We start from the raw sequence: 24,865 nt of genomic DNA, 5'->3' as shown, positions 1-24,865 counted from the left end.
GTGACGAATAAGAGTTTTTGCGTTGAGTATACAAAATCTATATTATGATGAAACGCCTTTTCTTTCCATTGCTTGCAGGCTTGTTGTGGTTGATGTCGGGAACACTTTCGGCTGCGGAACGTACGTACAATGTACTTTTCATACAGTCTTATACAAAAAATACTCCTTGGCACAGCCTCCTGACAGAAAATCTGGAGAACGGACTGAAAAAGGGGGGAGTTAGAGCCAATATCATTACCGAATATCTGAATGCCGATTACTGGTCTTTCGCTTCCGAATGTTTCATCATGCGCCGCATTTGCCAGCGTGCCAGGCAACGGAAAACGGACTTGATTGTGACTTCCAGCGATGAGGCTTTCTTCACATTGACCCATTGCGGTGATTCCCTGCCTTATCAGATACCGGTGGTGGTTTCGGGCATCAAATACCCGGATGAGAGGGTCTTTGAAAGAATGCCCAACGTCTCTGGCTATGTTTCGAAAACGGATTTCGATGTCTTGCTGGATGCGGCTGTCCGTATGTTCCCTTCCCGCAGGGAGTTGGTTTGTCTGTCCGACAGCAGTTTCCTGAGCCTTAAAGGGGTCAGGGCTGTGGAAGACTCTTGGGAACGCATAAAAAGCAACTATCCGGAGCATGAGTTGAAAGTGCTGAACGTGCAGGCCAAGTCCTTGAACTCTATCATCACTTCCATTTGCTATGACTACAATGCCTACAAGCATATTGTTATAGCTCCCAAATGGATTCCTTTTCTTTCCTTGAAGTTGAAGGCTCCCGTGTTTACCAGCCAGAACCTGGCTATGACGAACGGTGTGCTGTGTGTGTATGATGCCGTTCCCGGAGAGGATGCCTTTGCTGCCGGCCGGCAGGCTGCAAGTATTTTGAAGGGCAAGTCACCCGCCTCATTGGGAGTAAAGGACTTTGGGGGCAAGTTGCTGTTCGATTACAAACAGTTGCAGTTTTTCCGTGTGGACACGAACCGTGCGGAGAGCAAGGGCATCATTTTGAATATACCGTTGATGGAGCGTTACCGTGTCTGGTTCATTCTGTTCTATTCGCTGATTGTCGGGGCATTGGTGCTGCTGGTTGCCTGGCTTTTCCGTGCCAACCGCAGGGAGTCGCGTAAGCGCATACATGCCCAGACCCGCTTGTTGATACAGCACCGCCTGGTGGAGCAGCGCGACGAGTTCGACAATATCTTCTGTTCCATTCGCGACGGCTTGATTACGTATGATACCGACCTGCGCATCCATTTTGTCAACCGTCCGTTGTTACAGATGCTGGGACTTTCTTCCGAAACCTATACGTCCCGTTTCTATGAAGGGCAGATGGCCGGCTCCATTTTCAGGATTTACATGAATGGAGAAAACATCTTGCAGGACTTGTTGAAGAAAGTACGTACCGGAAAGAGACCTATTTCTATTCCGGAGAAAGCCTTCATGCAGGAAAACCATCAGGGAACGTATTTCCCCGTTTCCGGCGAGGTAGTACCTATCTTTGCCAATGAAAAGATGACGGGAATGGCGATTGTATGCCGCAATATCTCCGAAGAAGAGATGCAGAGACGCTTCTTCAATATGGCGGTGGAGGAAAGCTCCATTTATCCGTGGCAGTACAACATGCATATGAACCGTTTCCATTTCCCGGGTGGATTGCTGCGCCGTTTCGGGTATACCGGTGATACGGACTTGCTGGCACGTGATGAGATGGACACCCTTATACATCCGGAAGACTTGCTGCATACGCGCAGGAATTTTGATGCCATTCTGTTGGGCAATGAAATCAATTCACGGATGAGTTTCCGGTTGAAGAGTGCGGATGGGAGCTATGAATGGTGGGAGTTCCGCAGTACCGCTTATGACGGACTGACGGTTGATACCCCATACATGGTATTGGGAGTATGCCAGAGCATCCAGCGTTACAAGGATACGGAAGAGGCCTTGATTGCCGCACGTGACCGTGCCTTGCAGGCCGACAAGCTCAAATCTGCGTTTCTTGCCAATATGAGCCATGAGATACGCACCCCTTTGAATGCCATTGTCGGCTTCTCGGATTTGTTGAAGGATTTGGACGCTTTTTCTCCGGAAGAGGTAAAGCAGTTCGTCGAAACAATCAACATCAACTGTACATTGCTGTTGGCGTTGATAAACGATATTCTGGACCTCTCGCGCATAGAATCGGGCACGATGGACTTTAAGTTCGGAGCATTCAATCTGGCGTTCATCATGCAGGAAGTCCATGAATCCCAGCGTCTGAGTATGCCTCGGGATGTAGAGCTACGTATAAAGATTCCGGAAGGGGAAGACAAATTGGTCATCACCGATTCCGTCCGCTTGAAGCAGGTCGTGAACAACCTGATAAACAATGCCAAGAAATTCACGGTAACGGGCAGCATCACCTTCGGCTACGTCACGAACCGGGAAGGATATACCACCATCTTTGTCGAAGACACGGGAAGCGGTATCTCCGAAGACGCCCAGAAACATATCTTCGAACGCTTCTACAAAGAAGACAGCTTTACGCAGGGTGCCGGTTTGGGGCTGAGCATTTGCCAGACCATCGTAGACCGCTTGCATGGTTCTATCTCGGTCTCCTCAGAGTTGGGAAAAGGAACGCGTTTCGAGGTGGTGATACCGGATGCGAACGAATAATCATTCAATCCGTTTGCAGGCATTGGCTTGCAGAAACTCCTCCAATATATCCTCGTAATTGCCGTGTAACATGATGTGGTGGTTGCCCAGCGGTGTCTTGAGGAAATAGTCGGCAGGGGAGTTCATTTTTATCCGTACTTGGGTGCGGCACATATTGATGTAGTTTGTATTCTCAACAAGCGTGCCGGTGCTCAGGTAATATTCGTCCAGACTTTCGTTCCCGCATTTCACGATGGTTACATCTCCTGTCGGCAGGATTCCCTGAATACCGATGCCGATTTCCGTCTCAAAATGGTTGCGTATGATGAACTGCTCCGTTTGTGCGATACCGATGGTACAATGTGCCAATATGATTTCATTGGTACGGGCATTTATCATGGAAGGATTGGCCATGAAAGAGTTCTTCCCTGTCAGCACTTTTACGGCCAGCATGGTGAAGACGGATTGCAAATCGCCTTCACATCCGGCAATGATTCCTTCGTCGTTCAGCAAGGCAAGGGCAAGGCAGCCGGTGGTTCCCGTTTGGTCTATCAGACGGAAGCAGCTGAGGGTAATGGCGCTCAGTCGCTCTTCCTCTACAATCCTCTTGATGGCTCGATACAGCCGCATGGCCTTTATCATGTCTTCGGGGCTTGCCTCTCGGCAGGCAAGCGCTTTTCCTGCCAGTCCGGCGCATGCTTCGCCCACCTCGTCGTCCGTTATCTGTCCGTAGTATTCATAAATGCGGTCCAATGAGACGTCTGTGTACTCGATACCCCAGCGGCGTTTGGCAAGCAGATAATCCACATTGCTGGCAATGAGCCAACTGGACGGAGTGCCCATTACGCCGATGCGCATGCCGAAAAGGCTGCGTTGTGCCATGAAATTGCTGTGCAGGACAAAAATACGCTTGATGGTTTCGGGGAGCTCTCCGTGAAGAATCTCGCTTTTCATTCCCCGGCCGCGCAGCCAGGAAGATATTTCGAGAGCGGCGGCCAGTGAGTTCTGCATGCCGTCTGCCAGGAGGATGGCGGGGCGGGGAAGGGATTCGAAATGCTGGATTACCAGCCGTTCCACACCTCCGGTGGCAATGAATATAATACTGAAGTCATCGGGTGATAACTTGTCTATATCTTTGTAATCAATGAAGTTGACGGTAAAGTATTTTTCCAATTCAGTCAATATCACTTCGTGGGAGCTACGGACTGATGCTTGTTTATGCAGTATGGAAGCAAAAGTTATAAGGTTGATGACCATGGTGTTATTTACAATTTGACTATTTACTATTTACAATTGAGCCAGCTTGGTTCGTTTGCTTTTTCAAAGATACAAGTTTCCGTTTACATATCATAGAGTTTTTACGATAGATAAGTTTTTTAAAGTTTTTATGGTCTTGCCTTCCTTTTGGTTTCAAATAATTCGCTACATTTGCAACTTTAATGATAAAGTGATAGCAATATCACTTATAAATAGTCTATTAAATAGTAAATTGTAAATTGTCAAATAGTAAATAACCTCATGCCAACAATATCTATTCGCGGAATGGAGATGCCCGCATCTCCTATCAGAAAACTGGCTCCTTTGGCAGATGCTGCCAAGCAGAGGGGCATACATGTATTCCACCTGAACATCGGACAACCCGACCTGCCTACTCCGGAAGTCGCGATTGAAGCGATACGGAACATCGACCGGAAAGTTCTGGAATACAGTCCCAGTGCGGGGTATCGCAGTTACCGCGAGAAGTTGGTGGGTTACTATGCGAAGTACAATATCAATCTGACTGCAGACGACATCATCATCACTTCCGGCGGCTCGGAGGCGGTCTTGTTTTCTTTCCTGGCTTGCCTCAATCCGGGTGATGAAATCATTGTTCCCGAGCCGGCCTATGCCAATTATATGGCGTTTGCCATCTCTGCCGGAGCTAAGATACGCACCATTGCCACGACCATCGAAGAGGGTTTCTCGTTGCCCAAGGTAGAGAAGTTCGAAGAGCTGATTAACGAGCGCACGCGTGCCATTTTGATTTGCAATCCCAACAATCCTACGGGTTACCTCTATACACGCCGTGAAATGAACCAGATTCGCGACCTTGTGAAGAAGTACGATTTGTTCCTCTTCTCGGACGAGGTGTACCGTGAATTTATTTATACGGGTTCTCCCTATATCTCTGCCTGCCATCTGGAAGGCATTGAGAACAATGTGGTGCTGATTGATTCCGTGTCCAAGCGCTATTCGGAGTGCGGTATCCGCATCGGTGCCCTGATAACGAAGAACAAGGAAATCCGGGATGCTGTCATGAAGTTCTGCCAGGCGCGTCTCAGTCCTCCATTGATTGGCCAGATCGCCGCAGAAGCATCGCTGGATGCCGATGAGGATTATCTGCGCGACACATACGATGAATATGTAGAACGCCGTAAATGCCTGATTGACGGATTGAACCGCATACCGGGCGTATATTCGCCCATTCCGATGGGAGCGTTCTATACGGTGGCAAAGCTGCCGGTAGATGATTCGGACAAGTTCTGTGCCTGGTGCCTGTCGGAGTTTGAATACGAGGGACAGACGGTATTCATGGCGCCTGCGTCCGGCTTCTATACTACGCCGGGTTCTGGTCGCAACGAAGTGCGTATCGCATACGTACTGAAGAAAGATGACTTGAACCGCGCCTTGTTTATCCTGCAAAAAGCATTGGAAGCCTATCCGGGGCGAACCGAATAAAATGAAATAATTCATTAGGCGCGGATTACACGGAAAACTTAAGATAAAGACGTTTGTTTCAAATCTTCCGTGTAATCTGCGCCTAAAAAATAATGGCCCATGAATCTATCTCGCTTTATAGCGTTGCGCATTTATCGCAACTCGGAGCCGGGCAAGCAAGTTTCCCGTCCGGCTGTCCTTATTGCCATGGTGGGCATTGCCCTCGGACTGGCGGTGATGATTATTGCCGTGTCCGTCATTGTCGGCTTCAAGAGCGAGGTAAGGGATAAAATCGTGGGTTTCGGTGCCCATATCCAGATAGGCAACCTGGATGCTGCACGCTCATACGAGACGCGTCCGGTGGTGGTGGGCGACAGCATGATGGCTGCGCTTTCCGATTATCCCGAAGTGAAGCATGTACAACGCTACTCCACCAAGCCGGGGATGATAAAGACCGCCGATGCCTTTCAGGGAATGGTGCTGAAAGGTGTGGGGCAGGAGTATGATAGCACCTTTTTCCACCGCCATTTGCTGGAGGGGGAGTTTCCGCAATTCAGCGATTCTGCTTCGTCCAACCGCGTAGTCATCTCAAAGTCTCTTGCCAACAAGCTGCAATTGAAACTCGGTGACAAGATAGACACCTACTTCATCCAGGACGATGTGCGTGCCCGCCGCCTGAAGATTGCAGGTATCTACCAAACCAACTTCTCTGAATACGACAACCTATTCCTGCTTACCGACCTCTACCTGGTGAATCGCCTGAACAACTGGGAGCCGGACCAGGTGAGTGGCGTGGAGCTGGAAATACGCGATTATGACAAGCTGGAAGAAACCACCTATGAGGTAGCTGCCGATACGGACGGGAATCCCGACCGTTATGGCGCCGAGTATTGCGTCCGCAATGTAGAGCAGCTCAATCCTCAAATCTTTGCCTGGCTGGGCATCTTGGATGTCAACATCTGGGTCATTCTCATTCTGATGATTGGAGTGGCGGGGTTCACCATGGTATCCGGCCTGCTGATTATCATCATAGAGCGTACCTCCATGATAGGCGTGTTGAAGTCTTTGGGAGCCAACAACTTTACTATTCGTAAAGTTTTCCTTTGGTTTTCGGTCTTCCTCATCGGGAAAGGCATGCTCTGGGGGAACATAATCGGCCTTGCATTCTATTTTGTGCAGCGCTGGTCCGGCTTGTTCAAGCTCGACCCTGAGACCTATTATATGGCTACTGTTCCGGTATCTTTCAATATCTGGCTGTTCCTGCTACTGAATGCCGGTACATTGCTGGCTTCAGTCCTGATGTTGTTGGGCCCTTCATTTCTGATTACACGTATCCATCCGGCAACTTCCATCCGTTACGAATAAGAGAATCACTTTCTCAGAAAATCGCTTTTCTTGCGGAACAGACAGTACCATTTCCAACGTAAAGACTGTATCGGCTGCAATAGGTCGAAAGCCGGTAGTGTGAAGTAATATCTACGCTGTTCTTCCAGGTCGCGGGCGGTCTTGTTGACAATGACGGCCTGCAGGGTGAAACGGAACAGGAACAAAAGACAAGCGACGCCTGCTGCCAGCCAGTGGAAGTGCATAATGCCGATGAACATCGCTGCTATCCAGGATGCGTGGAATACCAGGCGGGTCAGGGTCTCAAAACCGGCCAGCCAGCGTTGCATCCCATGATACAGCCGTGCTGTGGAGGCGTAACCTATTTTCTCTTCTTTCCAGTCCTTGGCACGCAGAAGCGGTTGCATGCGTACAATGGCATTGGCATCCGTTTCTACCCGCGTGTTCTCCGGGGTAGCCACGTGGTTGATGAACAAATCGTCGTCTCCCCGTTGCAGGTTGAGGTGTGCGGAGAATCCTTTCTGTTGGTAGAAGAGTTCCTTCCGGTAGGCCAGGTTACGCCCGATGCCCATGTAGGGGCTGCCTGCCAGGGCAAATCCCAGATAGCGCATGGAAGTGAACAGATTGTCGAATGCCACCCGTTTGTGCAGCCAGCCTTTGCCGCGTTCGTAGCCGCTGTATCCTAGCACCACTTGGGTACGTGATGTGAAGTTGCGTGCCATCAGTCGCAGCCATTGGTTGCTTTGGGGCATGCAGTTGGCATTGGTAAACACCAGCCATTCATATTTGCTGGCCTTGATTCCAAGCGTCACAGCCAGCTTCTTACGGCTGATGTAGCGGGAGGAATCGGGCACGAAGCTGTGGTAGAGATGGGGGTATTTCTCCTCGAGGATGGTCAGGTAATCTTCGCTCTCATCAGTGTTGCCGTCGTTAATGACGATGACTTCAAATAGGGGATAGTCCTGCTCCAGCACGGCGCCCAGGTTGCGGCGCAGATTTTCGGATTCCTCGCGGGCGCAGATGATGACGGATATGGGGGGCAGTTCCTGGGTGAAGTGCATGTTTCCCTGCTTCACGGCACGGCGGCGTGCATGAATACGGTTGTAGAGACAGAGGTAGTAGATAATTTGAATAAGGAACAGACCACCCGCTACGGCGAGTACGATAATTTCAGTTGAATCTAATGTAAATGCTTCCATGTGCAGTAGGACGTTTATGTGCTGCAAATTTACGCAATTTCCGGCACTGCCTCAAACTTTGTTCCGGGAAAGTGCTTGGACAAATACTGCTTGATGTATTTCATCGTGTCTTCCTGGATAGTCTTATCCTCCACGGTGGGATAGAGGTTGTAGAGTACCGTATCGAGTGCGATGCCCCGGTTCTTGATGGCTTCGAAGCTCAGCAGGGTGTGGTTGATGCTGCCCAGCTTTCCGGAGGTGACGAAGATAAGCGGGTACTGCTTTTCCACAATGTAGTCTATCGTCAGGAAATCTTCGGTGAGGGGAACCATCAGACCTCCGGCTCCTTCTACGAGCACGGTATCATAGCGGTGGGAAAGTTCCCTGGTGGCACGCTCTATTTTTTCGAAGTCTATCGGGCGCTTGTCTATGCGGGCGGCGAGGTGGGGGGAGCAGGGGTAGGAGAATATCTCGGGCATGGTCAGCCCCTCTTTGTCTTCCGGCAGGTAGCCGGTTCCGGTGAGGCGGCGGTGCAGGTCGATGTCCTCGGAATGGCCGGTGTTGCCGGTCTGGATGAACTTTTGGGTGATGACGCGCAGGCCGCGTTGCATAAGCTCACGGGCATACCAGGCGGTGCAATAGCTTTTTCCGGCATCTGTATCAATGCCGCTGATGAAGTAGATGTTTTTTGTTTCCATTATTTTGTCTTTTTTCGTGCGATGATATAAATAGGGTGATAGGTTAGGCTTACGTTGCCTGCGGCATCACTGAACCGGGTTGTGTATTCTTCGCAGAAGGATTGCAGGCGGCCACGCGTCCACATCCTTTTTTCCGTACCCGTGACTCCGGTTTGCTTCAGATGCTTCAGCACTGCCTGGGGAGTGGGGAAGGGCAGGGATATCACCTCTTCTTCGGCATGGAGAATATCGAAGCCGGGAGACAGCAGGGCTTGCAGCTCCTTAATGGAGGGATAGTCCAGCCCGTGCCCAGTCAGTTGGCGTATTTCGTGCATGTTTGTGGCGCCGAAGGTGCTGAAGGCAAGCAGGCCGTCTGCCACCAGTGCTTGGTGGCAGCGGGTGAAGAAAGCACCTGGGTCGTTGAACCATTGTAGGGTGGAGCACGAGGTTATCAGGTCGGTTTCTCCGGGGAAGTCGATGGCTTCGGCATCACCGGGGACGAACTGCACGGTAGTGCCGTCGCAAAGTTCCTTGACGCACTCTTCCATTTCCCGGCACAAGTCGTTCAGCAGCAGGGTTTCCGGTTGCAAGGTGTGGAGGAGGATACGCGAGTAGCTTCCCGTTCCGCAGCCAAACTCTACGACACGGTGGAAACGTGTGTATGGTTCCTTTATGAGCTGCATCATCTTCTCGGCGACTTGTTGCTGCACGCGGGCCTCCCGGGTATAGGTATTCCGGGCTTTGGCAAAGCGGGAGGCTATCAGTTGTTTGTCCATCGGGTTCAGTGGCTTGTCCATAGGTCTTGCAGGTAATGTCTGAATAACTCTTCCTGATAGTGGGCATCCTCCGTTTGCAGCACGGGGGTGCCGAGTGTTTCCCAGGCTTGCAGCTGGTTGGCTGGCGGAATGATGCGGTCGTTGCCTCCCGTTACTGCCTGCTGCCAGTGGAAGGTGGCAGCAGGCAGTGTGTGGTACATCTTCTCAATCTCCGTCAACTCATCTCTCAACTCTTCCAGCGGACGGCGGGGAGTGATTTCCAGGAAAGCTTTGAAGGCTGCTCCGCTGGCGCACATGCGGCGGAGGAATTTGTGCAGTGAAGCCCCGGTCAGTCCGTCCAATGTCCCGTGGTAGATGGCGGGTGGAATACCCATATGCTGGTCTATGGGGTAGGGTGTTCCGTTGATGGCGATGCTGTTTGCCATATGGATACCTTCGCCGGACGTACCTGGCGATGAGAGCTGTGGCATGGTCTGCGAAGCCGCCCATACCCCCATAGACCAGCCGATGAGGTTGATTTCGCGATATTTTTCCAGTCCGGAGGCGTCAAAATCCAGTGTGCGGTAATCATAGCACACCATGAAGTCGCTGGCTGCCGGACGATACATTTTGAAAGGAGTCTCATCGGCTCCCCAGCCGGCAAAGAACAGCAATAGCCGGGGATGATGTTCGTGTATAATGTAACTTTGTTTCATCTGTTTTTAGAATCGTATAGCGTTAGTGTTCTTCTCTTCCTTTAGGGGAATAAGGGGGATCAGTTCTCCAATCTCATCTTCCCGTATGTTCGCTGTCAATGAGAAGCGGATGCGTGATGTTCCTTCGGGCACCGTGGGCGGGCGTACCGGCAGTGCATAGAACCCATGCCTCTGCAGCAACTCTGCGCACAGCACAGTGTCGGCACTGGGGCCGATAATCAGAGGGACGATATGGCTTGCGCTGGGGCATCCGTACCCTTTGGCTTGTAATGCTTCGCGCAGCGTCCGGCCGATTCTTGCCAGATGCTCGCGGCGGTCCTGCATTCCGGCAAGTTTCCGCACGATAAACAGTGTCCAGGCAATACTTGTCGGAGGTAATGCCGTGGTGAAGATGAGGGTTCGCATCCGGTTGACGAGATACTCGCGTATCGTCCGGCAGCAGGCGATGTATGCGCCGGCAGACGCCGCTGCCTTGCCGAAGGTACCCACGAGGAAATCTATATCCCGGATGCATCCGGTTTCTTCGGCGCAGCCCAGGCCGCGCGGTCCCCTTACGCCGAATGCATGGGCTTCGTCCACATAGAGCAGTACGTTGGAGTATCTTTTTTTCAAACGCACCAATGCCGTGAGGTCGGCTTGGTCACCGTCCATGCTGAAGATGCTTTCTGTGACGATAATAAGTTGCCGGTATGTTGCATGGTGTTGTTCCAGCAGGCGTTCCAGTTGCACCAGGTCGTTGTGGCGGAAGCGGATGCAGCGTGCGGTGGATAGGCGGATGCCGTCGATGATGCTGGCATGCACCAGCTTGTCTGCCAGTATCAGGGTTTGTGCATCGCTCACGGCGGGCAGAATCCCCATATTGGCATGATAGCCGCTATTGAGCACCAGTGCTGTCTCTGTACCGAAAAGTGTGGCGAGTTCCGTCTCCAGTTCTTCGTAAATCCCGAAGTTCCCCGTCAGCAGGCGGGAGGAGGAGGAAGTCGGCAGGAAGGTGTCCGGTGTCAGTGCCTGCAGGAATTCTTCCTTTAGCTGGCGGTCGGCAGCCAGACCCAGATAGTCGTTGGACGAAAGGTTCAGCATATGCCGGCCATCGGCTACAACCGTGCGCCCCTCGTGTGTCAGTTGCGGCAGGCGGCGCAGGTTGCTGTGTTCTTTCAATGTTTGCAGCTCTTGCTGCATATAGTTAGTTACGTTCATAAATTCTTGATATAATAATTTCCCCTTTATCCTCTCAATTCATTTCCTGTATAATTTTCATCAACCCTCCCGTCAGCTTCCTCAGCTGTTCCGGTTCTATAATGAACGGAGGCATCAGATATACCAATCTTCCGAACGGGCGTACCCAGATTCCCTCCTCAACGAAGCGTTTTTGCATCCACGCCATGTCTACGGGGTCTTTTGTCTCAATCACCCCGATGGCTCCCAGCACACGTACATCCGTCACTTGCGGCAATCGGCGTGCCGGTTCAAGCTCTTCTTGCAGTTGCCGGCTGATGCGAGTCACCTTGCCTTGCCAGTCGTATTCGGGCGAGGTCAGCAGCTTCACCGAAGCGCACGCCACGGCGCATGCCAGTGGATTCCCCATAAAGGTGGGTCCGTGCATAAACACCTCCGGCGTATGGTTGGAGATGGTATCCGCCACTTCATTCGTCGTCAGTACGGCAGACAGCGTCATGTATCCGCCCGTTATGGCCTTTCCTATGCACATGATGTCCGGTTCTACACCCGCGTGCTCCCAGGCAAAGAGTTTTCCCGTCCGTCCGAAGCCCGTGGCTATCTCATCGAATATCAGCAGCAGGCCATGTTCCTTGCATATCTGTGCCGCTTCGCGCAGGTACTGGGGGTGGTAGAACCACATGCCGCCAGCGCCCTGCACCACAGGTTCGAGGATAAGCGCTGCCAGTTCCTCGTGATGCTCCTCTACCAGTTTCCGCAGTTCCACCGTATCCCGTTCATCCCATTCGCCGTGGAAGCGCGAGCGCGGCTGCGGCACGAAATAGCGCACCGGCAATGATGCCCCGAACAGCGAATGCATGCCCGTCACTGGGTCGCAGACAGACATGGCATTCCATGTATCCCCGTGATAGCCCGAACGGATAGTCACAAAATTGTTCTTCTTCGCCTTTCCCTTGCCATACCAGTACTGCACGGCCATTTTCAAGGCCACCTCTACTGCCACCGAGCCCGAGTCGGCATAGAATATCTTCTGCATGGACGGCGGGACAAGCGGTAGCAGCAACTGTCCCAGTTCAATGGCAGGGTCGTGTGTCAGCCCTCCGAACATCACATGCGACATCTTGCCCAGCTGTTCCTCTGCCGCCCGGTTCAGCGTAGGGTGGTTGTACCCGTGGACGGCGCACCACCACGACGACATTCCCTCTACGAGTGTTTCTCCGCTTTCCAGGGTGATGGTGGCGCCTTCGGCATGCTTCACCTTATACACCGGTAGCGGGTTGGTGGTGGAGGTATAGGGGTGCCATAGGTGCTCTCTGTCGAACTGCGAGCCGCAGAACCGGTATCCGGCATCTTCTATCAGCACCTTGTCTTCCGACACTTTCGAGCCGAGTGTTGTCAGCAGGTCGCCCACGATGGCGGAGTTGATGCCGATGTGCAGCGCTTGCTTCACGGCCTCCTTGCTCAGTTGCGAGCGTCCTCCGGCAAAGCGGAGGAAAGCTGTCGGGTTGATGAAGCGGAAGAGGACGATGGTGGTCAGTATTTCCTCCTCGCTGAGTGGTGCCTGCCGTTCCAGCGGTGTGCCGGGGATGGGGCTCAGGAGGTTGATGGGGATGGACTGTACTTCCAGCTCGCGCAGTGTGAAGGCGAATTCGATGCGTTGCTCCATGCTCTCGCCCATGCCGATGATGCCGCCGCTGCAGATGTCCATGCCTACGTTGCGGGCGGCTTGCAGGGTACGCAGCTTCTCTTCCTGCGTGTGCGTGCTGCACAGTTGGGGAAAGTAGGAGGGGGCTGTCTCCAGGTTGCAGTGATAGCGGGTGATGCCTGCGTCGTGCAGTGCCCGCATTTCGTCTTCGTTGAGCAGTCCCAGTGATGCGCATAACTGGATGGACGAGTGCCGGCGCATGTGCCGGGCGGCTTCGCACAGTTTCTCCATGTTTTTGGAGGAGGGCTTCCGTCCACTGGTCACCAGCGAGAAACGTGCCACGCCCTGGGCTTCATTATGCAGGGCATGCCGCAGGCATTCTTCTTTGTCCACCAGGTCGTACACGTCTGCCTGGGTTTTGTAGTGCGACGACTGTGCACACCACTTGCAGTTTTCCGGGCATCGTCCGGACTTGGCATTAATGATGGAGCACATGTCGAACTCCTCCGAGGCTCGGGCCCGGGTTATCTCGTGGGCAGCTTCGTATAGCGCTTCCTTGTCTGGTTGCACAGCCAGCCATTCGGCTTCTTCCTTACTGATGTGGCTGCCGCGCAGCACTTGTTCCTTTAATTTCTGTAGGGTCATATCTTTCTTGGGTTATGTTCATGGATAAAGACAGAGGTACGGATTGCCGGGGCGGTGCAGCTCGTCATTCTGCTGCATGGCTTCCAGTAATCCGTACCTCTTATTCTCTTTTGTTTCAGGCTATGTGTGTCTTGTCCGCCCGTATTTCCGCAGGGGCGGATGACTTGTGTTTCAAAAAGAATGTGTCGGTTCGTTCCAAGCTCCGTGAGGATACTTGTCAGGGCGCTGCTGCTACCCAGCGGAATGCCGATGTCGCTTTTCCTTCCTTCCGTTTTACCCCTCCAGGCACTCTCTTCCCTGCATCCGGCATGTCCGGCAGTTCCAGCAGCTTTCTGTTTGGAGAGAGAACTGTCTGCCACGTTTTTGCGCAGGCAACCGATGGTGACACACCGCCCTATGCTGGCAAATGCAGCGTAGGCTTTTCTGCTCCAGCGGCGGAAGCGGATGGTAGGTGCGGCGGGTGATGTATTCCTCATGTTTTTTCTGCCTGATGCGGTTTTGTTTCCTTTTAGCAGATGCAAATGTAGAAAAAATAATTTCATAACGGTAATGGTCATGCATGAAAAAAACGCGCAAATTGGACTTAAGAATACTTTAGTGGGTTGGAAGGTTGTATAAAGTGAAATTGAGGCTAATTGGATGAATTGAATGGTATGGGCATAAAAAAAGGCTATCTATCCCAGACAGCCAATCTTTTGTTAACCTTAAATCTAATACTATGAAAAACACATTGCAAAGGTACGTGTTTTCTGATAATCTCCAAATTTGCAGTAGATAATATCATGTTTTATAACAAGACTTAATGGTCATTAAGAACTTTATCTGCAATATTCATCGTACATTTGCTCCTGATATATCATCCGTTTGCCCTTTATGCATTATGCATTCGGTGCAGACGGATGATGTGTTTTCGTGAACTTATATACAGACAAACAACTATAAAACAGACGTTTATAATGAAATCAATCCAGAACAAAGGAATAAACCTCACCGCAGAAGACCTCAAAAATCGAATCGCTGACAGAAAAGAACGATATGCCAAGCAGCAGGCACGACGCGAGAAATTGGAACAAACCATGGAGAACACCCGCAATGACATCGAGCAACTGGAGTATACCCTTGCACAGATGGAACGTACCGCCAAGCGCTCCCGCAATGCTGCCGCACAGCCTTCCCGTTTTGTCCCCCGCGAGCGTATCGCTAGCTTCTTTGCCCGTGTTTCCCGTTTTTTCGACCACCTTCAGCACCGCTTGCACCGTAGCTTGAACTATACTTGGTTCTGCCTTGTGCTATGCTCCCGATATACTTTTCAGAGCCGCCTGAAAAGCGTGGAACGCTGCTGTCTTACACCGGCCACGGTGCTGGGGTACTTCAAGAGGGAGAGGGAGATGTAACCAGTGACTTCGCTCTTATGGTAGAAGCAGCCTTAGGGATTAGTGCGGAACTCCTCGTTAATAGGCAGGCGAGATATAATATGGCTGTCTCTCTTAAAAAAAATCGCTGACCGATAAGTTGCATGAAATACACAAAATGTGTGCTTCACTACTATAGTATGAAAGTGTTGCTTTTATCAATAAGACAGTGAGGGTGTGTCATCAACCGTTTTGACACATTCATTTTTCTTGAGCAAGTTTTCTTATTGCCACTCGAACTTTCCCAGTTTTCCCTCCCATTCTAACTTTGCAACATGTTTTATTAATAAATATATGCAAAATGATAAAAGAACAAAGTTTTGAATGGCTGCTCGAGGGATGCCATCGCATTGCAGATGTAGCAGTGGCCTATTACCCAAACTACGCGTATGCCTGCTCGGCCGTAAAGGCCCTGCGCCGTTCCATTGCGGAACACGCTTGCCTGCTGAAGGACCTGACGGACCAGGGCTATACCGCCAGGACTGCCCACCTCACCCCCGTACAGATAGGCATCCTCCTGAGCTACTGGGGGATGCCCGACCACGTGAAGGATATGACCGTGAAAAATCCGTATCTTCTGGTCTCTAAAAAATATGCGAAATAGAGAATGTATTTCTAATACATTCTGATTATTTTAGTATATTATTATATAGGGTGGTGGAGGATGAGGTGAAACCCTCTCTCGCCACCTTATGTATTTCATTAATTTTTAGCCGATTCTAACCGCTTATTTGTATCCCCCTGGCTGGTCCCTTACCTTTGTCGCATTATCGAATTAAGAATAGACAAAAATGGAAAAAGAAATGAGACCCATGACAACGGAGATGCTGAAGAAAGGCTATCTCCTCTTCCCCAAAGCCTTGTTTGAGGAACAAATGAATATGAAAACCGGAGAGAAAGCCGCCGATGCCTTCGAAGCCTTTGTCTTTGTGCTGACACACGTCAACTACAGCACGGTGACCTGCAACGTCAGGGGACACCTTTTCGACTGTGTACGTGGCGAGTCCGTACTTTCCCTGGCCCGCTGGATGGAGATATTGGGGTGGCCCCGCAACCGTACGCGCTACTTCTTCAACAAGATGTTCGACGCCGGTATCGTGGAGCGGGTGGCCAACCCCTACGTGATGCACATCCGTATCCCCGATTATGATTTCCTTACCGGCAATGCCCGTCCTAAAGCAGCCCCGCGGAAGAAGAAGGCAGCGCCGGTGGCTGGGGCGGGAGAGGACTTCTGCATCTTCTGGGAAAAGTTTCATGACATCACCGAGCATCCCAAGGTAAACATCGGCCGGGCCCGTCGCGAATGGAAAAAATTGACGGCAGGCGAGAAACAGCGGGCACTGGACAACATCGACGAATATTACGACCATCTGAACAACCAAAAATATTGTAAACAAGCCGCCACCTATCTGGCGGACAAATCTTTTGAAAATGAATATGATGACTGAAACTACTTTTTCCCACGACAGTGACCTCGAAGAAGCTGTCATCGGTGCCTGCATGATAGAGCGCGCTGCCATGCCTCTGGTGGCGGACAAACTGCGTCCCGAGATGTTCTACGAGGAGAAGAATCTGGAAATTTTTGCCGCCCTGCAATCGATGTATCGCAGCGCGAAGTCCATAGACACCATCACGTTGAAGAACGAACTGGCAGCCCGTGGCAAACTCGATGCCGTGGGCGGGCCTTACGAACTGTTACGCATCAGCTCGAAGGTCAGCTCCAGTGCTCATCTGGAGTATCATGCGCTCATCCTTAGGCAATTGCACACGCGGCGTATCATGCGTACGGGATTCCAGCAACTGCTGGCGTTCAGTGCCGACGAGTCGATGGATATTGACGACATCCTGGTGGAAGCCCATCGACTGCTGGAGGGGCTGGAGGACGAGAGCGGCGTAGCCGACCACCTTCGCTCCATAGACCGGCTGATGGACGACACGCTGGCCGAGGTGGAGCAGCGTATGGAGCACGGATGCAACGGCATTACGGGTATCCCTACGGGTTTTGATGCTCTGGACCACGTTACGGCGGGCTGGCAGCGCGGCGACTTGAACATCCTTGCTGCCCGTCCGTCGGTGGGGAAGACGGCCTTTGCCCTCCACCTGGCCCGTGCCGCTGCCATGGCGGGGCGTCATGTGGTGGTCTTCAGCCTCGAAATGCAAGGCGAGCGCCTGGGCGACCGCTGGCTGCTTGCAGCTACGGAGGGGGTAGACCCGCAACACCTGCGTAGCGGCCAGCTCACACCCGGCGAGGTGAGGCAGGTGCATGAGGCGTCTGCCGAGTTGTCGCGGTTGCCCATACTGATAGACGACCATCCGATGACGAGCATGGACCGCGTGCGTTCTTCCGCCCGCCTGCTGAAGAGCAAGAATCGCTGTGACATGGTGATTGTGGACTATCTGCAACTATGTGACATGAGGAGTGACCAGAAAAACCGTAACCGCGAGCAGGAAGTGGCGCAGGCAAGCCGCAAGGCAAAGCTGCTGGCCAAGGAGCTGGATATCCCCGTACTGCTGCTGAGCCAGCTGAACCGGGCGAGCGACGGTACCATAGACCATCGCCCCACCCTGAGCAACCTGCGCGAGAGCGGCGCCATAGAGCAGGATGCGGATATGGTAATGCTGCTTTGCCGCCCTGCCCTCTACGGCAAGACCGTCGATAAGAAGAGTACTTATCCCACCGATGGCTTGGGCATCGTCATCATAGCCAAGCACCGTAATGGCAAAACCGGTGAAGTCTATTTCCACCATAACCAAAGCATGACAAAACTGGTGGACTACATACCACCATTGGAGTGGCTGACGAGGAATGCAAAGTGATGGATGGAAATTTATAGAATGCAGAGACACAAAGACACGGAGATTTTTCTTATTGCTTGAAAAACTCTGTGTCTCCGTGTTTTTTGTAGTAAAAAAAATGGCAAAACACTTGACTTCCGCTTCTTAATGTTGTATCTTTGTAATGTGCTTAAGAAAAGGAATAATCATTGATTCGGGCGCCCTATCCCTTCCCTTACCCACTTCTCTCTTATAACTCATTTTTCTTAACTTAAACCTTAACTTTTCAAATTTATGGATGTAATTGTAGAGCGCTTCCAGCGCCGTAAAATCGTAAGCAACCCGGCTTCGCCCATGTTGTACTATCTCCGTCAGAAACCCAAGACCTGCGGCACCGTGGACATCGATGTCCTTGCCGCCTCCATTCAGAAAAACTGTGCCATGACGAAGGGCGACGTGAAGCACGTCATCGAAGCCCTGGTGGAGGAGATTCAAGGCAACCTTGCCAACGGCGACAAGGTGAAGCTGAACCAGCTGGGCACTTTCCACATGACGTTCCGCTGTCCCGGCATGGAGGCCTCGGACAAATGTACGGTACGCAATATCTCGAAGGTGAATATCCGCTTTATCCCCGACAAGGAGTTGAAGCTGGTGAACGGCAGTACCGCCGTGACCCGTAGCCCGGCGAATGTGGGCTTTGTGCTCGACAAGCCCGAGGAGGGCGGCTCCGGCGGCGGCAATCAAGGCGGTGGTTCCGGAGGCGGCTCCGGCGACGACGGCGACCAGGGCGAAAATCCGCTGGGATAAAAAGGAATGATTAATGGTTAGTGATTAAGGGTTAATGAACACAAGCAAATCGTTTATCGCTAATCAATCCCTAATGATTAACCATTAATCATTAGCCATTAATCCTTAATCACTAATCCTTAACCATTAATTCTTAACCATTAATCCTTAATTTTATGAGTACAAAATCATCCGTTTGGGATAAGATTCTGAAAGTGATAATCGCTGTAGCCTCCGCGCTTATTGGTGCCCTGAGCGCCCATGCCATGACAGTGTAGCGGGTTTCCTTCACTTTTAATTTTTAATTTCTAATTTTTAATTCTCATGAGATTCATCAATCTTATCGTCGTCCATTGTTCCGCCACCCGCTGCGACCGCTGCTATACGGAGCACGACTTGACGACAGACCACCTGCGCCGGAGCTTCTCCGGCGCAGGTTATCATTTTTATATCCGCAAGAACGGTGACATCAAGTCCTTGCGTCCCTTGTCCCTGCCTGGTGCCCATGTCCGGGGTTGGAATGCAGGTAGCATCGGTGTCTGCTACGAAGGCGGTCTTGACGAGTGCGGTCGCCCTGCCGATACACGCACCCTTTTCCAAAAGCACTCCCTGCGTGTGCTTGTGTTGCTGCTGCTGAAGGATTATCCCGGTTCCCGGCTTTGCGGTCACCGCGACCTGAGCCCCGACCTGAACCATAACGGGGAGATAGAGCCGGAAGAGTGGGTGAAACAATGTCCCTGCTTTGATGCGGCGACTATACTGACAGAACCGCCACCACCCAATCCGGCATGCTTATAAAATGTTTTTATTCTCTTTCTTCGTGCTTTTCTCTCGCGCGTATATATATAATGTATAGTTATTTTCTCTCTTTTTCCTTTCTTCAAAATTGTTCATGCGAAATGCTTTTATGAATCAGTAAGTTACAAAAAAGTTTCATTTTTATTAAAAGAAAATGATAGATATGTTTGGCTTGTATTGTTAAATCCTATACCTTTGCACTCGCTTTCCAAGAGAAGGAAAGTGGTAAGATTGAAATACTGAGACAGAAGTGTGGAAGGTGACACAGAGAAATAAAGAGAGATAAAAATATTTTTCGAAAAATATTTGGAGCTTATTAATAATTCTCTTTATCTTTGCAGTCCGATTCGCAAAGAAAAAGAATTCTTCTTGTTTTGCTTTTCTTATCCTTGTTTAAAGGATTTGAAAATACAGAAAAGAAAAAAGAAAAAAAACTTCCGAAAATATTTGGAGGATATGCTTAAAAGTTCTTATCTTTGCATCCGCTTTCTGAAAAGAACAGCAATCGTGAAACGAGCGATCTTTGAACAGATTTACATAAACAATACAAGTAGTACAAGAGCAGGGCTTTTCCTTATCAATGGGGAATTGCCTTGGGTAAAACAAGAGAACCGTCAATACTTATTTTATATAGGTAAAGATAAACTTTTGAATTCGAGCGTCCTGAACAGATAACAAGCTGTCGCATTTTGATTTTTTAATTTGCGCAGTCACGATACTTTTACAATGAAGAGTTTGATCCTGGCTCAGGATGAACGCTAGCTACAGGCTTAACACATGCAAGTCGAGGGGCATCAGGAAGAAAGCTTGCTTTCTTTGCTGGCGACCGGCGCACGGGTGAGTAACACGTATCCAACCTGCCGATGACTCGGGGATAGCCTTTCGAAAGAAAGATTAATACCCGATGGTATATCTGAAAGGCATCTTTCAGCTATTAAAGAATTTCGGTCATTGATGGGGATGCGTTCCATTAGGTTGTTGGCGGGGTAACGGCCCACCAAGCCATCGATGGATAGGGGTTCTGAGAGGAAGGTCCCCCACATTGGAACTGAGACACGGTCCAAACTCCTACGGGAGGCAGCAGTGAGGAATATTGGTCAATGGACGAGAGTCTGAACCAGCCAAGTAGCGTGAAGGATGACTGCCCTATGGGTTGTAAACTTCTTTTATACGGGAATAAAGTTAGGCACGTGTGCCTTTTTGTATGTACCGTATGAATAAGGATCGGCTAACTCCGTGCCAGCAGCCGCGGTAATACGGAGGATCCGAGCGTTATCCGGATTTATTGGGTTTAAAGGGAGCGTAGGCGGATGCTTAAGTCAGTTGTGAAAGTTTGCGGCTCAACCGTAAAATTGCAGTTGATACTGGGTGTCTTGAGTACAGTAGAGGCAGGCGGAATTCGTGGTGTAGCGGTGAAATGCTTAGATATCACGAAGAACTCCGATTGCGAAGGCAGCTTGCTGGACTGTAACTGACGCTGATGCTCGAAAGTGTGGGTATCAAACAGGATTAGATACCCTGGTAGTCCACACAGTAAACGATGAATACTCGCTGTTTGCGATATACAGTAAGCGGCCAAGCGAAAGCGTTAAGTATTCCACCTGGGGAGTACGCCGGCAACGGTGAAACTCAAAGGAATTGACGGGGGCCCGCACAAGCGGAGGAACATGTGGTTTAATTCGATGATACGCGAGGAACCTTACCCGGGCTTAAATTGCAAATGAATGTTCTGGAAACAGATCAGCCGCAAGGCATTTGTGAAGGTGCTGCATGGTTGTCGTCAGCTCGTGCCGTGAGGTGTCGGCTTAAGTGCCATAACGAGCGCAACCCTTATCGATAGTTACCATCAGGTTATGCTGGGGACTCTGTCGAGACTGCCGTCGTAAGATGTGAGGAAGGTGGGGATGACGTCAAATCAGCACGGCCCTTACGTCCGGGGCTACACACGTGTTACAATGGGGGGTACAGAAGGCAGCTACACGGTGACGTGATGCTAATCCCTAAAACCTCTCTCAGTTCGGATTGGAGTCTGCAACCCGACTCCATGAAGCTGGATTCGCTAGTAATCGCGCATCAGCCACGGCGCGGTGAATACGTTCCCGGGCCTTGTACACACCGCCCGTCAAGCCATGAAAGCCGGGGGTACCTGAAGTGCGTAACCGCGAGGAGCGCCCTAGGGTAAAACTGGTGATTGGGGCTAAGTCGTAACAAGGTAGCCGTACCGGAAGGTGCGGCTGGAACACCTCCTTTCTGGAGTGACGTCTCGACTCGATCGTTGGTTCTTGCAGTTATGCTTCCATAAGAACCTCTTGTACTGCGCGTACTTGTTTATTAAAATATACGAGAAAAGTAGAAGCCGAGCCGTAAGGCGAGGGTTTGACTGACAGTCCTATAGCTCAGTTGGTTAGAGCGCTACACTGATAATGTAGAGGTCGGCAGTTCAACTCTGCCTGGGACTACTTCTCAGTTGGTGACCGACCGGTTACGATTTAGCGGGTCTTTCATCAATGGTGAAGGGGGATTAGCTCAGCTGGCTAGAGCACCTGCTTTGCACGCAGGGGGTCAACGGTTCGAATCCGTTATTCTCCACTTCTCAAGATTAGGAATTATCTTTAATCCTTAATCTTTGACAACGATCTTTGACATGATGTGACCAAAAAAAGTAAAGTTGAAAGCTGAAAGTATATATCGACCATACGTGATCGGTAAGACAAAAAGTAAGTAAGGGCACATGGCGGATGCCTTGGCTCTCGGAGGCGATGAAGGACGTGATAAGCTGCGATAAGCCGCGGGTAGGTGCAAATGACCTTTGATCCGCGGATTTCCGAATGGGACAACCCGATATCCTGAAGGGATATCATCCCGCAATGCGGGAGGCTAACGCAGGGAACTGAAACATCTTAGTACCTGCAGGAAAAGAAAATAAATAATGATTCCCCCAGTAGTGGCGAGCGAACGGGGAACAGCCCAAACCATCCATGTTACGGCATGTGTGGGGTTGTAGGACCACGTTGTGGCAAGAAAGTTGGTGAGCAGAATGTTCTGGAAAGTACAGCCATAGAGCATGATAGCTGCGTATGCGAAGCCAACCGAAGCCTAGTGGTATCCTGAGTAGCGCGGAGCACGAGGAATTCTGCGTGAATCTGCCGGGACCATCCGGTAAGGCTAAATACTCCCGAGAGACCGATAGTGAACCAGTACTGTGAAGGAAAGGTGAAAAGCACTTCGAACAGAAGAGTGAAATAGTTCCTGAAACCATGTGCCTACAAGCGGTCGGAGCACTTTTAGTGTGACGGCGTGCCTTTTGCATAATGAACCTACGAGTTACTTTTTCCGGCGAGGTTAAGGATCTCAGATCCGCAGCCGAAGCGAAAGCGAGTCTGAACAGGGCGTATAGTCGGAAGGAGTAGACGCGAAACCAAGTGATCTACCCTTGGGCAGGTTGAAGGATGGGTAACACCATCTGGAGGACCGAACCAATAAGCGTTGAAAAGCTTCTGGATGACCTGAGGGTGGGGGTGAAAGGCTAATCAAACTTGGAGATAGCTCGTACTCCCCGAAATGCATTTAGGTGCAGCCTTGACTTATACTGACATGAGGTAGAGCGACTGATAAGATGCGAGGGCTTCACCGCCTATCAAGTCTTGACAAACTCCGAATGCGTGTCAGTTCTATGTCAGGAGTGAGGGCATGGGTGCTAAGGTCCATGTCCTAAAGGAGAACAATCCGGACCAACAGCTAAGGTCCCGAAATGAATACTAAGTTGAACTAACGAAGTCAGATTGCTAAGACAGCTAGGATGTTGGCTTGGAAGCAGCCATTCATTTAAAGAGTGCGTAACAGCTCACTAGTCGAGGAGTTTGGCGTGGATAATAATCGGGCATAAGTATTCTACCGAAGCTTTGGGATGAGAAATCATCGGTAGGGGAGCATTCCACTCTGCGTCGAAGGTAAGGCGTGAGCCTTGCTGGAGCGTGTGGAAAAGCAAATGTAGGTATAAGTAACGATAAAGGGGGTGAGAAACCCCCTCGCCGAAAGACTAAGGTTTCCTGATCAACGCTAATCGGATCAGGGTAAGTCGGGTCCTAAGGCTCAGCCGAACGGCGAGGCCGATGGCAGAACCGGTTAATATTCCGGTACTACCTTAAGGAGTGACGTGGAGACGGAGTCGTGACAGCGCCGCGGACTGACGGAATAGTCCGTTGAAGGGTGTAGATGTTGATTGTTCCAGGCAAATCCGGAATGAGAGTCGAACCTGACAGTATGGAGCGTCCTTCTGGACAATCCAATAGTGCGTGTAATCATACTTCCAAGAAAATCCGCTAAACTTAATCCTTACGGTACCCGTACCGCAAACGGACACACGTAGTCGGGTTGAATATACTAAGGCGCTTGAGTGATTCACGGTTAAGGAACTAGGCAAACTGACCCTGTAACTTCGGGATAAAGGGTCCTCAAGCAATTGAGGCGCAGAGAATAGGTCCAGGCAACTGTTTAACAAAAACACAGGGCTGTGCAAAATTGAAAGATGAAGTATACAGCCTGACACCTGCCCGGTGCTGGAAGGTTAAGAGGAGACGTCATCGCAAGAGAAGCGTTGAATTGAAGCCCCAGTAAACGGCGGCCGTAACTATAACGGTCCTAAGGTAGCGAAATTCCTTGTCGGGTAAGTTCCGACCTGCACGAATGGTGTAATGATCTGGACGCTGTCTCAACCGTGAGCTCAGTGAAATTGTAGTATCGGTGAAGATGCCGATTACCCGCGATGGGACGAAAAGACCCCGTGAACCTTTACTATAGCTTAACATTGAATTTGGGTAATTGATGTGTAGGATAGGCCGGAGGCTTTGAAGCGGGCACGCCAGTGTTCGTGGAGCCGCTGTTGAAATACGGCCCTTTGATTATTTGAGTTCTAACCCGCTGTTGCGGGGACACTGTTTGGTGGGTAGTTTGACTGGGGTGGTCGCCTCCAAAAGCGTAACGGAGGCTTCTAAAGGTGCCCTCACGACGATTGGTAACCGTCGGCAGAGTGTAATGGCATAAGGGCGCTTGACTGGGAGACTCACAAGTCGATCAGGTAGGAAACTAGAGCATAGTGATCCGGTGTTTCTGTATGGAAAGGACATCGCTCAAAGGATAAAAGGTACTCCGGGGATAACAGGCTGATCCCTCCCAAGAGCTCATATCGACGGAGGGGTTTGGCACCTCGATGTCGGCTCGTCACATCCTGGGGCTGGAGAAGGTCCCAAGGGTTGGGCTGTTCGCCCATTAAAGTGGCACGCGAGCTGGGTTCAGAACGTCGTGAGACAGTTCGGTCTCTATCTATCGTGGGCGCATGAAATTTGCGTGGCTCTGACACTAGTACGAGAGGACCGTGTTGGACTGACCTCTGGTTTACCGGTTGTGCCGCCAGGTGCATTGCCGGGTATCTAAGTCGGGATTGGATAAGTGCTGAAAGCATCTAAGTACGAAGCCAGCCACAAGATTAGATTTCTCAGGGTCGTTGTAGACTACAACGTTGATAGGACGCAGGTGTACAGGCAGCGATGTCATAGCCGAGCGTTACTAATTGCCCGTTCACTTTTTGCCTTGCCTTGTATGGAGGTATATACGTTCAGCCATAAATGAATGCTT

General features: G+C 50.9%; 18 protein-coding genes, 2 tRNA genes and 2 rRNA genes. 14 read left to right on the top strand and 8 right to left on the bottom strand.

Annotated elements, in window-relative coordinates; translation table 11 throughout:
• Positions 1–44 precede the first annotated feature (44 nt).
• Positions 45–2,648 (top strand): PAS domain-containing sensor histidine kinase, encoded by a 2,604-nt coding sequence (locus H1A11_RS08340; RefSeq protein WP_117601239.1) that lies wholly within the window; start codon positions 45–47, stop codon positions 2,646–2,648.
• On the opposite strand, the gene H1A11_RS08335 is transcribed toward H1A11_RS08340, so the two are convergent.
• Complete coding sequence (locus H1A11_RS08335) at positions 2,649–3,884, bottom strand: fucose isomerase (protein WP_117601238.1); 1,236 nt, start codon at positions 3,882–3,884, stop codon at positions 2,649–2,651.
• 261 nt (positions 3,885–4,145) lie between these two features.
• On the opposite strand from H1A11_RS08335, the gene H1A11_RS08330 reads away from it, so the two are divergent.
• Together H1A11_RS08330 and H1A11_RS08325 are read left to right on the top strand one after the other, a co-directional pair.
• Positions 4,146–5,345 (top strand): pyridoxal phosphate-dependent aminotransferase, encoded by a 1,200-nt coding sequence (locus H1A11_RS08330; RefSeq protein WP_117601237.1) that lies wholly within the window; start codon positions 4,146–4,148, stop codon positions 5,343–5,345.
• Positions 5,346–5,444: 99 nt separating this feature from the next.
• Complete coding sequence (locus tag H1A11_RS08325) at positions 5,445–6,689, top strand: ABC transporter permease (RefSeq protein ID WP_005837409.1); 1,245 nt, start codon at positions 5,445–5,447, stop codon at positions 6,687–6,689.
• A 5-nt stretch (positions 6,690–6,694) separates the two neighbouring features.
• Here H1A11_RS08325 and H1A11_RS08320 read toward each other — a convergent pair whose 3' ends face one another.
• The 7 genes from H1A11_RS08320 to H1A11_RS08290 are packed head-to-tail and all read right to left on the bottom strand — an operon-like array spanning position 6,695 to position 13,936.
• Positions 6,695–7,867 (bottom strand): glycosyltransferase, encoded by a 1,173-nt coding sequence (locus tag H1A11_RS08320; protein WP_117601235.1) that lies wholly within the window; start codon positions 7,865–7,867, stop codon positions 6,695–6,697.
• 29 nt (positions 7,868–7,896) lie between these two features.
• On the bottom strand, positions 7,897–8,544 hold the full coding sequence (gene bioD / locus H1A11_RS08315) for a dethiobiotin synthase (protein ID WP_181758010.1): 648 nt from the start codon (positions 8,542–8,544) through the stop codon (positions 7,897–7,899).
• On the bottom strand, positions 8,544–9,320 hold the full coding sequence (bioC, locus tag H1A11_RS08310) for a malonyl-ACP O-methyltransferase BioC (protein ID WP_117601233.1): 777 nt from the start codon (positions 9,318–9,320) through the stop codon (positions 8,544–8,546). Before bioC ends, bioD begins: the two co-directional genes overlap by 1 nt.
• The gene (locus H1A11_RS08305; RefSeq protein WP_181758009.1) at positions 9,305–9,994 is read right to left on the bottom strand and encodes a pimeloyl-ACP methyl esterase BioG family protein; all 690 of its coding nucleotides are present in this window, start codon (positions 9,992–9,994) and stop codon (positions 9,305–9,307) included. The genes bioC and H1A11_RS08305 overlap by 16 nt, the downstream gene beginning before the upstream one ends.
• 6 nt (positions 9,995–10,000) lie before the next feature.
• Entirely contained in the window at positions 10,001–11,191 is a 1,191-nt protein-coding gene (locus H1A11_RS08300) for an 8-amino-7-oxononanoate synthase (RefSeq protein ID WP_181758008.1), read from the bottom strand.
• Between the two features lie 34 nt (positions 11,192–11,225).
• Positions 11,226–13,460: an adenosylmethionine--8-amino-7-oxononanoate transaminase gene (gene bioA / locus H1A11_RS08295; protein ID WP_181758007.1), complete on the bottom strand. Its 2,235-nt coding sequence runs from the start codon at positions 13,458–13,460 to the stop codon at positions 11,226–11,228.
• Entirely contained in the window at positions 13,457–13,936 is a 480-nt protein-coding gene (locus H1A11_RS08290) for a hypothetical protein (RefSeq protein ID WP_117601230.1), read from the bottom strand. The genes bioA and H1A11_RS08290 overlap by 4 nt, the downstream gene beginning before the upstream one ends.
• Positions 13,937–14,416: 480 nt before the next feature.
• On the opposite strand from H1A11_RS08290, the gene H1A11_RS08285 reads away from it, so the two are divergent.
• The 11 genes from H1A11_RS08285 (at position 14,417) to H1A11_RS08235 (ending at position 24,820) form a co-directional block, all read left to right on the top strand.
• On the top strand, positions 14,417–14,854 hold the full coding sequence (locus H1A11_RS08285) for a hypothetical protein (RefSeq protein WP_117974371.1): 438 nt from the start codon (positions 14,417–14,419) through the stop codon (positions 14,852–14,854).
• Positions 14,855–15,173: 319 nt separating this feature from the next.
• Entirely contained in the window at positions 15,174–15,476 is a 303-nt protein-coding gene (locus H1A11_RS08280) for a DUF4248 domain-containing protein (RefSeq protein WP_005831107.1), read from the top strand.
• Positions 15,477–15,663: 187 nt separating this feature from the next.
• Positions 15,664–16,320 (top strand): hypothetical protein, encoded by a 657-nt coding sequence (locus H1A11_RS08275; RefSeq protein WP_117601228.1) that lies wholly within the window; start codon positions 15,664–15,666, stop codon positions 16,318–16,320.
• A complete protein-coding gene (gene dnaB / locus H1A11_RS08270; protein WP_117601285.1) occupies positions 16,310–17,689 on the top strand; it encodes a replicative DNA helicase in 1,380 nt (459 codons plus the stop codon). The genes H1A11_RS08275 and dnaB overlap by 11 nt, the downstream gene beginning before the upstream one ends.
• A gap of 252 nt (positions 17,690–17,941) precedes the next feature.
• The gene (locus H1A11_RS08265; protein WP_005837397.1) at positions 17,942–18,454 is read left to right on the top strand and encodes an HU family DNA-binding protein; all 513 of its coding nucleotides are present in this window, start codon (positions 17,942–17,944) and stop codon (positions 18,452–18,454) included.
• Positions 18,455–18,609: 155 nt separating this feature from the next.
• Positions 18,610–18,711, top strand: coding sequence for a smalltalk protein (locus tag H1A11_RS08260; protein ID WP_005837396.1), 102 nt, complete (start codon positions 18,610–18,612; stop codon positions 18,709–18,711).
• A gap of 46 nt (positions 18,712–18,757) precedes the next feature.
• Complete coding sequence (locus H1A11_RS08255; RefSeq protein WP_181758006.1) at positions 18,758–19,231, top strand: N-acetylmuramoyl-L-alanine amidase; 474 nt, start codon at positions 18,758–18,760, stop codon at positions 19,229–19,231.
• 723 nt (positions 19,232–19,954) lie between these two features.
• A 16S ribosomal RNA gene (locus H1A11_RS08250) occupies positions 19,955–21,481 on the top strand.
• 135 nt (positions 21,482–21,616) lie between these two features.
• Positions 21,617–21,690: transfer RNA gene (locus tag H1A11_RS08245), tRNA-Ile, on the top strand.
• A gap of 56 nt (positions 21,691–21,746) precedes the next feature.
• A tRNA-Ala gene (locus H1A11_RS08240) sits at positions 21,747–21,820 on the top strand.
• A gap of 122 nt (positions 21,821–21,942) precedes the next feature.
• Positions 21,943–24,820, top strand: a 23S ribosomal RNA gene (locus H1A11_RS08235).
• The 16S and 23S rRNA genes sit together here with 2 tRNA genes alongside, the layout of an rRNA operon.
• Positions 24,821–24,865 lie beyond the last annotated feature (45 nt).

The sequence above is a fragment of the Bacteroides sp. CACC 737 genome, assembly GCF_013874375.1.
Taxonomy (GTDB): domain Bacteria; phylum Bacteroidota; class Bacteroidia; order Bacteroidales; family Bacteroidaceae; genus Bacteroides; species Bacteroides uniformis.
This window is presented reverse-complemented; position numbering and strand designations above follow the sequence as displayed.